Here is a 13,557-nt window from a genome sequence, read left to right as displayed (position 1 = left end):
TCAATTTTAATATTCAATTTTAATAGCTCATGTCCAGCCCAGTTCCATTTTTACAATCTTGACTGCTGTTGATATGACACCTGTACCAAATGATATTTTGTATGGTTTAGCTGGATTTTTAGGTTTTGGATCTAATCTAACAATATTATCTCTCCAAACGCTATTACTTCTTGACCAGTCAATTTCAGCTAACCTCAATATCATGGCTTCATTGAAGTGATTGCTTGACCGATCGTAAGTAAAGTTCAGCAAACGTCCTACTATCTCCAAACCATAACTTAAACCTATAATGTAATCTTCTTTAAAATTCATAACTTCATCACTTGTCAGTTGCTCGAACTTTTTCTCAGCTATTAGTTTGGTAGCAGAACAGTTTGAAAAAAATAGATTGAAGGCTACAGCCAAAGCTTCAGCAGAAGTTTCGACATCGTACTCTAGAATCTCATCGTCAGGATGATCTACAAATGCACAACTAACAGATTTTGCTATGTAATTAGTTGTGTAAATTAATTTATTTTTTACTCCAACAGATGCTTTAATTTTTTCGGTTTTTCCTTGAAACATCATCACTCTATCTAATAAGTTTTGAGTGATGCCATCTCTTCCTAAAAACTCCCCGTAAGAAACTAAAAGAGACTTAGCTAGAGGTGCTGATTGAGCCATGTCTCTAAAATCTGTTTGACATTGGCGATCGCTGTCTTCTAAAACTAAAGTAATTGGAAATTCATCATTTCCAATTAAATGTCGTTCTGCACTCAATATTAACTCCTGCATAGCACGAGTTCGGTGCTGTCCATCTGTAATATCTAAAGCAACGTCATTTGGAATAGCTACTAGACACACTCCTGCACCTAACTCAATAATTGTAATTTTTTCCCTGGCTACATTTGCTGTCAATGTACCTAAAACCCAAGGTTTGCCAATCCGCGCACGATCTAAAACATACTTTTTAATTTCATCTGCATGACCTTTTATTACCGGGCGATTTTTACCTGAATTTGGATCGTTATCAGTAGCAGGTTTCGCTTGAAGAAGAACAGGTAAGTCTCCAGCAGGAACATTAATTTGTAGCATTTCCCGCTTCCCTTGATGAAAAATTAATCCTGGATAGCACCGATACTTGCGACGGTACTTTGAGTAGTACGATTCAAGCAGAGGGTCAAGCGGCTGGTTTGATTCGGATTGAGAGTTATTAGTATTATCCTCTTGCATATTTACCACAAAGTATTTATATAAATTAGCAAAGGTCAGCTAATATAATATGCAATTGTTTGAGAATGTGGCATCGGTGAAAACTACAATGAAAAAAAATAAGTGTTTGTGTTAATTCAGAACCGAGGGAAGTCCTACTTCTTTGGGTTCGACAAACTGACCATCAAAACCTACAGTTTTATCCTCCACGCTTCTTGCATCAGCCAAAGTTTTTCGCAGTTCTGCCCGTTCCATCCGATCCTCAATTCCACCCAAAATATAAACTAGTAATTTCGCCGCTAAATCTTTCCCAGCAACTTGCACTCGCTTCTTATTTGGGTTATATAAAACGCCATACCAAAGAGACTGCGGATACTCCATGTTGCTAAATCCGCCTTCCAAATCAAATTTTCGCAACTTCTTAAAAATCTCTTTCAACTTAAACCCTTTCTTGAAAACCAAAACTCCCAAAGCTTGCGCCAAAGCTACTTGACCTACAGGACGGAACAGCATATTTCCTTCACCCCCATCCTTTTCAAAATTGAATCGCCGCAGGCTAGGTGTATCTTCATCCTCCAATAATTTGTAACTGGGAAGAGTTGCCAAACAATCGAATAACTGCCAAAAATCAGAAATTCCTGCCTCAAGTTCCTTCTTCTCTGGGCGCATGGGAATTAATCCTTTTTCCCACGGTTTCCAATGCGGAAACTTCTGCCCTAAATAGCGTTCTGACATATCTTTGAGGGCTTGCAGCGTCGTCAGAACCGTTGACTTACTGGCGATTGTCGCACTATTCCAATTAATACGCGGCTTTCGGTTCAATCGTTGTTCCAATAATGGATGACTTACAGCAATCTTTCTTGCCACAATCGAAAAGCCATCATCTTCATTCAACTGGGCTAACTGACCTTTCGTTAGGGGTGCAGCCATCAAATTGACATGGACAAAAATAGACCTTACCCGTCGCCTTGCTGCTTCGCGGGTTTCCCCAGCTGCAACAGCACAGATGAACTCGATACCAATTTTTTCTTGAGGGATGTCCTGCAAATTGTTAGAGACGAGATTATTCGCGTCTTGACTATGAGATTGTTCTACTAAATCGGCTAGCTTGATGGAAGTGCCATCAGGAGATTTATCTTTGCGATAGCGTGGGAGTTGACCAGTTTTCAGCAACTCCATTAGCCCCTGCGCCCCCATCAGCCGATGTTGTCCATCCAGGGCGTATATGGTGACATCCGCCTCAGCAACATTTAGTAGACCAACCTTGCCTTCTCGATCTAGCGTGATAAAATCTGTAGTCGATGTGATCGCTTTACCGTGGCTATCCCACTCAGCAGCTTTGGGATTATCTACCCAAGGTTGGCTAATCACCACCAATACAGGTGGGAACTTATGATGCTTCCGCGTGGCTAAATACTGTGTTAACGGGAGTTGTCGCGACCAATCCAGAGGACGCTGCTGAATTTCATCGATAGTGTCTGCGTCAATCTCGATATTGTCAGTTTCAGGATTATATTTTTGTCGCAGTAGGGGTAAAGCAGAGGCAAAATGTACCCGACTGGCAAACCACTCCAGCGTCACAGAACCTACATAAGCCTCAGTCCCGCCCATTTCTGTCTTCTGCACCAGTATTCGATCCTGCTGCTGCAAAAACTTATCCAGCAGGGTTGTCAGAGTTTGTTGTTCCTGAGTTTCTCGTTTCCCCATACTTTGCACCTAACGACGGTGATTCTAGAGTCCGCCTTCGCGGACTTTGCCTGTGTAGACGCGAATTCTATTCGCCCGTAATCTTTGCTACACTATCTTTCATTGCCGTTTTTTTCACCCTTGCATCAGTGCATAGGTTAATTTCTTAAAAGAACTTGGCTCTATTGTCAAGTTTTTAAAAACTTTTAAATGATAGTTTTTAAAAACCTCTAGACCTTACAATACTATAGTTAACTACTAGAAATTCGCGTAGCAGATTTGGTTTGTGTGGTTCTGTGACTTATAATCGCACCCATACTCGTCCGTATTTCCAGAGGTAGGGAGGATGACAATAGCGAATCAGCCAGACCAAAAAAATTAGCCAGCACGTAATGTAGCAGAGTTAGTCCAAGAGATCGAGCTACTGACGGCTGAAATACAAGAATTGTATTGTTCTGATGCGATACCCTGGTGTGTTGGCTACAGTGGTGGTAAAGATTCTACTGCTACTTTACAATTAGTCTGGAATGCGATCGCTTCTCTGCCAATTGAAAAGCGTACTAAAGCCATTCATGTAATTACAAATGATACTTTAGTAGAAAATCCTTTAGTTTCTAGTTGGGTGGGTAATTCTTTAGAACAGATGAAGGTTGCTGCTAAAGACCAACAAATGCCAGTTGAACCCCATCTGCTTCACCCTGCTACCAAAGATACTTTTTGGGTAAACCTTATCGGCAAAGGTTATCCAGCACCGCGCAACCGATTTAGATGGTGTACGGAACGCTTGAAGATTCAACCCGCTGATAGTTTCATTCGTGCAGTTATTCGGTCTAGTGGTGAAGTAATTCTTGTCCTGGGTACGCGCAAAGCTGAAAGCGTAAAGCGGGCGGCTAATATGGCAAGACATAGAGAGTGGCGGGTACGCGATCGCATCAACACCAACCCCAATAGACCTAACTCACTAATTTATTTGCCAATTGAAGACTGGCGTACAGATGAAGTTTGGCTATACCTCATGCAGTGGCAAAACCCTTGGGGATATAGCAACAAAGACTTATTTACCATGTACCGAGGCGCGACAGCAGATAACGAATGTCCCCTAGTTGTCGATACCTCCACTCCCAGTTGTGGCGATTCCCGCTTTGGCTGCTGGGTTTGTACGATGGTGAGTAAAGATAAATCAATGGAGGCAATGATCCAAAACGATGAAGAAAAAGAATGGATGCAGCCTCTATTAGATATCCGCAATGACTTGGATGTACAAGACGGTCGCGATAAAAGAGATTTTCGCCGAATTTGGGGTGAAGTGCAACTATTTGAACGCAATCACAATGGCGAACTCTCAGTTGAACCCATACCTGGTCCCTACACTAAATATTGGCGAGAACATTGGCTGAGACGAGTTCTAGAAGCACAAACCCAAGTTCGCTGTACTGCACCAGAAAATATGCGTGATATCACCCTAATTACTACTGAAGAATTAAGCGAAATTAGAAGAATTTGGCTGGAAGAGAAACACGAATTTGATGATAGCTTACCTCGTATTTATGCAGAAGTGACGGGCGAAAGTTTCATTGATATTCGTCCTGGTGCAGATTATAGCCTTTTGGGTAGCGATGAATGGAACGTGCTAGAAGAAATTTGTGACGGGGATGCCATGCATTTAGAATTAATGGCAAAGCTTCTCGATACAGAACGTCAATTTCGCAAAATGGCAAGGCGTGTAGGTATTTACGACGCGCTAGAGAAATGTTTTAAAAGTAGTTCTCGCTCTCAAGATGAAGCAATTAAAAATGCTCATTTCAAGCGAGATTTAAAGGATGCTGTTGGTAAAGGCGATGTCGATAAGGTAAAGCAGCTAACTTTAGGGGATGCAGTGGATGTAGAGGACGATAAGCCGATGAGTTGGGGGAATTTTAAGTTTAAGAAATGATTTTACTCGAACTCGTATTACAAAACTTCGGTCCATATCAAGGCACGCAAGTCATCAACTTAAGTCCATTTAGTGAAGCTGAAACTGAGAATATCTCACGCCCAATTCTCCTCTTAGGTGGAATGAATGGGGGTGGAAAAACAACTTTAATGGATGCGATTCGCCTCGCACTTTATGGACATCGCGCTCAATGTTCTACCAGAGGTAGTTTAAGCTATAGTGACTTTCTAACTCAGTGCGTTAATAGCCATACGTCACCAACTGAAAAAACTCGGATTGAATTAGCTTTCGGACATATTGAAAATGACAAACCTGTAGTTTATCGAATCGTTAGAACTTGGGAGAAAAACCCTAAAGATGGCAAGGATGTTTTGGGGATTTTGAACGATGACGAATGGCTAAATAGTGGTTTAGTTAGCATCTGGGACGAATATATTGAAAACTTACTACCTCTAGGAATTTCTAATTTATTTCTATTCGATGGCGAACAAATTAAAGAATTAGCAGAACAAGAAACACCTCCACTTGTGGTAGTTGAGGCTATTCGCGGATTGTTGGGATTGGAGTTGTCGGAACGATTAGCGGTAGATTTAGAAATTTTAGTCAATCGCAAACGCAAAGAAATAGCTGATGCAAAGGATGTAGTCAATTTAGAAGAAATAGAAGAAAAATTGAAGGTATTGCAAGATAAACAAAATGCAGAAAATTTACAGTTAATATCTTTGCAAGACGACTTAACATTAGCAGAAAAAGAACAGCAAGAAACATTTAACAAATTTCTCGCTGAAGGTGGTAAAATAGCAGCCGATCGCAGCCAATTAGAACAACAGCATCAAACCAAAAACGCAACCGCAGAAACAGCGCGTCAAGCTATGAGAGAATTAGCATCTGACGTGTTACCTCTTGCTTTAATTACACCACTCCTAGAACAAGCGCGATCGCAAGCAGAAACTGAAATAAACCGAGCGCGATCGCAAGTAGCACAAGATATATTATTAGAACGAAACCAACGTTTATTAACACAAATTTCTAACATAAATATTACAGCGGAACAATTAGATAAAATCAAAATATTGCTCGAACAAGATGTAGAGACGTTCCATGGAACGTCTCTACAAGAATCTTCCTGGTTGCAAAGCGATCGCGAAACGCTAGATTACCTCACTAATTTACTCAACTCTGCTTTACCAATTGCAAAAAACTCCGCACAACAGCAGCAAACGATACTCGAACAACAAGCAGCAGAAATCGTCGATCTCGAAAGACAATTACAAACAGCAGCCTCGCCAGAAGCTTATCAGCAATTAGTAGAAACGCTACAAACAGCACAAAATAGAGTTACAGATATAAAAGCAAACTGTGAAACAGCCAAACGCCGCATTCTAGAATTAGAAACCGCGATCGCACAAACGAAAAAAGACTTAGATGAATATACCGAACAAACCATCGATCGCAAAAATACCGAACACGTTATTACATCCGCATCAAAAGTCCAAGAAACCCTAAAACTGTTTCGCGAACGTTTAACCTTAAGGAAACTAAATAAATTAGAAGTAGAAGTAACAGAATGCTTCCGCTATTTATTGCATAAATCAGATTTAGTACATCGAATTGCGATCGCTACCAATACCTTTAGCCTTTCCCTCTACGACTTACAAGGGAAACCAGTCCCCAAACATCGCCTCTCAGCCGGAGAAAAACAACTTCTAGCGATCGCATTTTTGTGGGGACTCGCCAGAGTCTCTGGACGACGCTTACCCATCGCCATCGATACCCCCCTCGGACGCTTAGACTCCTCCCACCGCCAAAATCTCGTCGAACGCTACTTCCCCTCCGCCAGTCACCAAGTCATCCTCCTTTCCACCGACACTGAAATTGGGGAAAAAGAAGTCCACACCCTACGCCAAAACGAAGCGATCGCCCGCGAATATCTTTTAAAATACGATCCAACAGAACGACAAACAACGATAGAACCTGGCTACTTCTGGTAAGTCAAAAGTTAAAAGTCAAAAGTCAAAAGTCAAAACTTAAGGGTTACAGGCGACCAATTACCAATTACCAATTACCATCTACTGCTATGGAGTCATCAATCGATCGCATCCGCCTGTCCCAAACAGCAAAAGAACAACTGATCAAACTCAAACGCAATACCAAGATCGACCAATGGAATATATTGTGTCGTTGGGCTTTTTGTCGTTCTCTCGCCGAACCAACTACCCCCTCACCCGTACCAATTCCTACAGATAGCAACGTAGAGATGACGTGGCGTGTATTTGGGGGAGAAATGTCAGATGTCCTAGCGATCGCGCTTAAGCAACGCTGTTATAACGATAATCTGGGTATAGATAAAGAAACCCTGGCAACTCAATTCCGCTTGCACCTACACCGGGGTATCGGTTATCTGGCAGGAGATCCTAATATAAAGAAGATAGAAGACTTAACTGCCATTGCCCTACAACCTCATGGTCGAGTCTAACTACCTCGCGCAACATTACCAGAGATCGAACGCCATCGGGCGGCTATTTATCGTGTAGAAATATCTCGTCCCGTGCGATCGGCAATAGAATCGGCAATCCTAAATAACGATACCACGTTTTTCGATTACGGTTGCGGTCATGGGGGAGATATCGATCGCGTTGCCAATTTAGGATACACTAGCAGCGGTTGGGATCCTTACTACCGTCCCGATGCTCCCCGTATTGCCGTAGATATTGTAAATTTAGGCTACGTTCTCAACGTGATTGAAGATTTGGAGGAACGCCGCCAAGCCTTAATTTACGCCTGGGAACTCACCCGCAAAGTTTTACTCGTCTCAGCGCAAGTCCTGATTAACGATCGCAGCAGCAATCAAATGGCGTATGGTGATGGCATTGTTACGAGTCGCAATACATTTCAAAAATATTACGACCAAGAGGAACTGAAAAAATATATTGATGAAGTCCTGAACGTCGATGCAGTTCCAGTCGCATTAGGAATCTATTATGTCTTTCGTGACGAACAAGAACGTGAGAGTTTCAAGGCTTTACGCTTTCGTTCTCGCGCTACCACACCAAGAATACGCATTCCTAGCAAGCGATTTGAAGATTATCAAGAACAACTCGCGCCTTTGATGGCTTTTGTCACGGAAAGGGGACGATTACCTGTCAAGGGTGAGTTAGCAGAGGAAGCAGAATTAATAACTGAGTTTGGTAATTTCCGCCGCGCCTATAATGTTATCTTACAAGCCACGGATGAAGCAGAATGGGATGCGATCGCCTATCGTCGTTCTTTAGATATTCTGGTATATCTTGCGTTAACTCAATTCAGTCAGCGTCCCAGTTTTAATAAGTTATCACCCGCACTGCGCCACGATATCAAAGCTTTTTTTGGCAGTTATCAAGAAGCTTGTGAGGTAGCAGATCGTAAGCTTTTCAGTTTGGGTAAGCCTGGAGTTATTACTAAAATCTGCCAGCAAAGCAAGATAGGAAAGCGTTTACCAACAGCTTTATACGTTCACGTCTCGGCAATTGAAGAATTAGATCCGCTGCTGCGGATTTATGAAGGCTGTGCGAGTCGGACTATCGGACGTTTGGAAGATGCAACGCTGGTCAAATTTTGTACGGATAAGCCAAAGATTTCTTATTTATTTTATCCAGATTTCGATACAAATCCTCATCCAACTTTACATACAAGTATGCAAATTCATTTGCCGGATTTGAAGGTATTTTATCGCGATTACGATCGCGCTGCTAATCCACCAATTCTGCACCGTAAGGAAACTTTTGTCAGCGAACGTTATCCTTTGTCCGAACAGTTTGCTAATTTGACCCGACAAGAGGAAGAGTTGGGTTTGTTGAAGAATTCTCGCGAGATTGGAACGCGGGATGGATGGTGTAGGCGGTTGGAGGAATATGGGGTGGAGATTCAGAACGATCGCGTGGTTTTTGTGAATTCGTAGGGGAGTTTTGGTTGATTTAAAATTTAAGGCTGAATTTATGTCACGCATCAGCCGTAGGCGTTAGCGATAGCGAAGGCGAAGCCGTTAGCGTAGCGTTAGACGCAAAGGCGCGAAGAGGAACGCTAAAGATGTAATGTGCGTGGGAGTAAAGTTTTGTTTATTGAGAATCGCGATCGCGTTGAATGGCTTGTTCTATAGCTATTTTTTCTTTGACTCTTTGAATGTAAGGTTTCAGTTGTTTTAAACTCTGTCCTGTCAGCATACTTAAATTTTCTAAAGTCATGCCTTTCATCAACATTTCCACGCACCATGTTTGTTGAGTTTGGACGATAACTGGTGCTTGTCCTTCTGGCGTGAGTAATCCTTGAGTAATTATCTGCCAGCGCTGCTGAATTTCTATTTCTGATAGTGGTAAACCAGCATCATTTAAAAATAATGCTGCTTCATTGTCTTTACGGCTTTTGAGCCACTGAGTCAAGGGGTTGCGAGTATAGGAACCGTATCGCTTTCCCAAAATCCATTGATTCACGGGGACTTGTCGCACGGAACCTTGAGTAATTTGCAATAAATAGCGATCGCGATCGATTATTTGATGAACTCTTTCTAAGTTTGCAATTTCTAACGCTGATAAACCCGTGGCAAATAAGACATACATTAATGCATAATCTCGTAGTTCAATTTTCTTAGCTTTTTGGAGGATTGTATGCACTAAATTTACAGGTAAATCTATAATTTTCTCTACACTACTTTCAGCTTCAACCTGGTTTAAGAATAACTCAACCAAACTTTCTAAAAACTCGTCTCTACTCTGCCAAAGTGCTTGGAATCCTGTTGTAAATTGAATCGCGGCATATCCTAATAGCAAACTATTGAGTAAGCTAGCTAGCTGGGAAACTGGTAAATTAGTTTGTAATTGTTCCCGCTCGATGACAGTGACGATATACTCAGCTACATACTGATTGGCTTGAGTTAAATATTCGCCAATCACTTGCTGGTGTTCGCTGGAATAGCGCCTGGATTCACCTACCACAGATAATACCAACTCTGGCACTTGCTCTAAAGCCTGCAAGCGATCGCTAGCATAATCTTTGAGTGCCTGATGCAAACTGCTTGTTTGACTCGCTTTCTCGCGCAGAGATTCGCCAAAATCTTTAAATACTGCTGATTCTGAGATTGCTGCTAGCAACAACCCTTGCTTGTTGCCAAAATGCCGAAACAGGGTGACTTCGTTCACCTGCGCTAGTTCGGCAATCTGCCGCGTTGTCGTCTCGGTGATTCCCTGAATCGAGAACAACTGCAAAGCCGCATCAATCAATCGCTGTCGAGTGGAAGTTAGTTGAGTAGCCATAAGATAGAAATTTATCAAATCGTGCAAGCAGTACTTGCAATTATATTTTTGCGTTGTTAAGCTGGGGTTGTAAGTAGCACTTGCATTTCCTGACAAAAGGTTTGTTAAGTGCTGAGTACTGAAAGTAGAGATTATGACTATAGGCTCAGTTGCAGAGGGTAAACAGCCGCTTGCTCTCAGCTGGATCAATGTGGTGTTTTTCGGCACGTTTCATGTTGTAGCAATGCTCGCTCCCTGGTGTTTTTCTTGGTCGGCTTTGGGAGTGACGATATTTCTTCACTGGCTATTTGGCAGCATTGGGATTTGTTTAGGCTATCACAGGCTCTTAAGTCACCGCAGTTTGCAAATAACACCGAAGTGGCTGGAATATGCGATCGCCTTCATCGGGGCGCTTGCCATGCAGGGAGGACCCGTCTTTTGGGTAGCGGGACATCGACAACATCACGCTCATACAGAGGACGTGGACAAAGATCCTTACTCTTCTAAGCGGGGTTTTTGGTGGAGTCACATGCTGTGGATTCTGTACCCGCGATCGGAGTTCTATATCTACGATAATTACCGAAAGTTTGCCCCCGACCTCGATCGCGACCCGTATTATCGCTGGTTGGATCGCTACTTCTTACTGTTGCAAATTCCATTGGCGGTGTTGCTATACCTTCTCGGCGGCTGGTCTTTTGTCATCTATGGTGTCTTTCTCCGCCCCGTATCACTCTGGCACAGCACTTGGCTGATCAACTCGGCGACTCATTTATACGGTTATCGTCATTTTGAGGTAGAGGACAATTCTCGCAATCTTTGGTGGGCAGCACTTTTAACTTATGGGGAAGGTTGGCACAACAACCACCACGCTCAGCCTAATGTAGCACCAGCCGGACGGCGGTGGTGGGAAATTGATATGACATGGTGGGCAATTCAGGCTTTACAAGCTTTAGGTTTAGCTAAAAAAGTCGTGCTACCACCAACACAAAAGGCAAAGGCTTAGCGATCGCAATCTGGTAAGAACGCATAATCTATGTAGGGGCGCACAGCTGTGCGCCCCTACGAATTTTGTAATTTACTTTTTAGCTACCTACCACGAACTATGCGATCGCCTCTATCGCCTCTAACTCAAGATATGAAAAATTATTGTGTTTACTGGTCACTGATAACTGTTAACTGCTCCCTGATTTAACGCTACACTGCATGAGTGCGACTTAATTACAATACGCGATCGCCCATATGCACGTCAGCGCCGAACTTTTCACCGTCCGCAAGCGCTTTCCCTTAACAATTAGTCGGGGAACGACAGCCCAAACGACAAATGTGTGGGTGAAAGTCGCACAGGATGGAATTGAAGGCTGGGGGGAAGCATCGCCATTTTCTCTCGGAGATCGTCCGCAATCTACCGAAACGCTGTTGGAGGCAATACAAACAATTGCACCGCAGTTACAAAGCATGAATCCTTGGGAACGGCAGCGAATTGGTGACATCATTCAAACAATGCCATCCTCTGCCCAAGCTGCAATCGATATGGCGCTGCACGATTGGATTGGGAAAAAGGCGGGATTACCCCTGTGGCAGTTGTGGGGGTTAGATTGCGATCGCATCGTGCCAACTTCAGTCACAATTGGGATTAATACCCCAGAAGCAGCCCTAGCAAGGGTAAGAGACTGGTTGCAATTTATCGAAGTCAAGATTTTCAAAATCAAGTTGGGCAATCCAGCCGGAATTGAGGCGGATCGGGAAATGTTAGCAGCAATCCGCGATGAAGTTCCGACTTTAGAGCTATTTGTCGATGCCAACGGCGGCTGGAATTTAGATGACGCGATCGCCATGTGTCGGTGGTTAGCCGACTATGATGTTAAATATGTAGAACAACCGCTAGCAAGGGGAGAAGAGAAACACTTACCCCAATTAAAACAGCGATCGCCTCTACCGATTTTTGTCGATGAAAGCTGTATGACAAGTCGCGATATTCCTCAGTTATCCAACTGCGTGCGCGGAATCAATATCAAACTGATGAAAGCTGGTGGTTTGTCAGAAGCAATGCGGATGGTACAAGTGGCAAAAGCATTAGGGTTACAGGTCATGTTTGGTTGCTATTCTGACAGTTCCCTCTCAAATACAGCCGCCGCCCACCTTGACCCCTAGCCGACTATCTCGATTTAGATAGTCATTTGAATTTAACCGCAGAACCCTTTGTAGGTGCAATAATCCGATCGGGGCGGTTGTTGCCAAATTGCAAACCAGGATTGGGGGTAGAACGCAGTGCGGTTGCAGGCTGAAAGTAGGGTAGCCATTCTCTTGCACGACGGTATTAAAGGCAGTCAAGGTAAAACCGGACTTGCTCTGTTGCGCTACAGTCAGGCTCAAATTATCGCCGTTATCGATCGCCAATGTGCCGGAGAGTCTCTACCTGTAGTCTCTGGCATCAACCGCGACATCCCGATTGTCGGTTCCGTTGAGGAAGCATTAGCTTACAATCCAGACATATTAGCCATTGGTATTGCTCCTTCTGGAGGCATTTTACCGCCCGAGTGGCAGCAGGAAGTCAAGCAAGCTGTATTTGCAGGTTTATCAATTGCGAATGGTTTGCACACACCCTTAGCCACAATCCCAGAATTTCAAAACTTACGCCCAGGACAGTGGATTTGGGATGTCAGACAAGAACCGCCTAACTTATCCATCGCCAGCGGACAAGCGCAAACGCTAGCTTGTCGGCGAGTGCTGGCTGTGGGTACGGATATGGGTGTAGGTAAAATGTCTGCTTGTTTGGAACTGGATCGTGCCTGTCAACAACGGGGCTTGCGTTCTAAGTTTATCGCGACCGGACAAGCAGGGCTGATGATTGCTGGCGATGGTATTCCCCTAGATGCAATTCGAGTTGACTTTGCCGCAGGGGCAGTAGAACAAATGGTCGTGCAACACGGCAGCGATCGCGATATTGTCTTTGTAGAAGGGCAGGGATCGTTACTGCATCCAGGTTCGACCGCAACCTTACCCCTGATTCGGGGAACGCAACCGACGCATTTAGTGTTAGTCCATCGCGCCGGACAAACTCACATTCGCAACCATCCTCACGTACCGATTCCAGCTTTAACAGATGTAGTACAACTATACGAAATGGTAGCTAAAGCAGCAGGAGCATTTGCCGATGTTCCAGTTGCCGCGATCGCGCTCAACACATTTCATCTCGATCTTGCCACGGCACGACAGGCAATCGAACAAGCTCAAGCCGAGACTGGTTTACTCTGTACTGATGTGGTACGCTTTGGAACAGAGAATATTCTAGATGCAATCGTAAAATAACGCGGTTCGCCCAATTGAGAGCGCGTCAAAATTTAAGCACTTCCGTGGGAGGGTTCCCCCACCGTGGGAAAGTTTTCGTGCAAAGCCGCTAGCAATTTTTTGCATCTTTGCGCAACATATCTTTCAGTAAACATACGTAAAAAGACAAGTAAATTAACTATGAACTTCGCAATT

At 43.6% G+C, this 13,557-nt stretch carries 8 protein-coding genes and 2 pseudogenes; 7 read left to right on the top strand and 3 right to left on the bottom strand.

The genetic code is table 11. The features are described from left to right. Window positions 1–27: 27 nt before the first annotated feature. Together DSM107010_RS04870 and DSM107010_RS04865 are read right to left on the bottom strand one after the other, a co-directional pair. Complete coding sequence (locus DSM107010_RS04870) at window positions 28–1,212, bottom strand: DNA sulfur modification protein DndB (RefSeq protein WP_106166478.1); 1,185 nt, start codon at window positions 1,210–1,212, stop codon at window positions 28–30. Between the two features lie 111 nt (window positions 1,213–1,323). Beyond that, window positions 1,324–2,898 (bottom strand): DGQHR domain-containing protein, encoded by a 1,575-nt coding sequence (locus DSM107010_RS04865; RefSeq protein ID WP_106166477.1) that lies wholly within the window; start codon window positions 2,896–2,898, stop codon window positions 1,324–1,326. 325 nt (window positions 2,899–3,223) lie between these two features. On the opposite strand from DSM107010_RS04865, the pseudogene dndC reads away from it, so the two are divergent. From dndC to DSM107010_RS04845, 4 genes and pseudogenes are all read left to right on the top strand, one after another. After that, window positions 3,224–4,810 (top strand): annotated as a pseudogene (gene dndC, locus DSM107010_RS04860) (DNA phosphorothioation system sulfurtransferase DndC). Beyond that, window positions 4,807–6,801, top strand: a complete 1,995-nt coding sequence (dndD, locus tag DSM107010_RS04855) for a DNA sulfur modification protein DndD (protein WP_127022487.1) — start codon at window positions 4,807–4,809, stop codon at window positions 6,799–6,801. Before dndC ends, dndD begins: the two are co-directional and overlap by 4 nt. An 86-nt stretch (window positions 6,802–6,887) precedes the next feature. Next, window positions 6,888–7,286, top strand: coding sequence for a DNA sulfur modification protein DndE (dndE, locus tag DSM107010_RS04850; RefSeq protein WP_106166475.1), 399 nt, complete (start codon window positions 6,888–6,890; stop codon window positions 7,284–7,286). Between the two features lie 72 nt (window positions 7,287–7,358). Then, window positions 7,359–8,747, top strand: coding sequence for a DNA phosphorothioation-associated putative methyltransferase (locus DSM107010_RS04845; protein ID WP_241994128.1), 1,389 nt, complete (start codon window positions 7,359–7,361; stop codon window positions 8,745–8,747). A gap of 157 nt (window positions 8,748–8,904) precedes the next feature. On the opposite strand, the gene DSM107010_RS04840 is transcribed toward DSM107010_RS04845, so the two are convergent. After that, window positions 8,905–10,095, bottom strand: coding sequence for a TetR family transcriptional regulator (locus DSM107010_RS04840; protein WP_106166473.1), 1,191 nt, complete (start codon window positions 10,093–10,095; stop codon window positions 8,905–8,907). 133 nt (window positions 10,096–10,228) lie between these two features. On the opposite strand from DSM107010_RS04840, the gene DSM107010_RS04835 reads away from it, so the two are divergent. The 3 genes and pseudogenes from DSM107010_RS04835 (at window position 10,229) to DSM107010_RS04825 (ending at window position 13,383) form a co-directional block, all read left to right on the top strand. Then, the gene (locus tag DSM107010_RS04835) at window positions 10,229–11,077 is read left to right on the top strand and encodes an acyl-CoA desaturase (protein WP_127022484.1); all 849 of its coding nucleotides are present in this window, start codon (window positions 10,229–10,231) and stop codon (window positions 11,075–11,077) included. Between the two features lie 236 nt (window positions 11,078–11,313). Continuing rightward, window positions 11,314–12,359, top strand: a pseudogene (locus DSM107010_RS04830) (dipeptide epimerase). Continuing rightward, window positions 12,343–13,383, top strand: coding sequence for an N-acetyltransferase DgcN family protein (locus DSM107010_RS04825; protein ID WP_106166471.1), 1,041 nt, complete (start codon window positions 12,343–12,345; stop codon window positions 13,381–13,383). Before DSM107010_RS04830 ends, DSM107010_RS04825 begins: the two are co-directional and overlap by 17 nt. Window positions 13,384–13,557: the final 174 nt, after the last annotated feature.

The organism is Chroococcidiopsis cubana SAG 39.79 (genome assembly GCF_003991895.1).
Lineage (GTDB): Bacteria > Cyanobacteriota > Cyanobacteriia > Cyanobacteriales > Chroococcidiopsidaceae > Chroococcidiopsis > Chroococcidiopsis thermalis.
The sequence above is the reverse complement of the archived record's forward strand: the minus strand, read 5'-3'. Positions and strand labels throughout refer to the sequence as shown.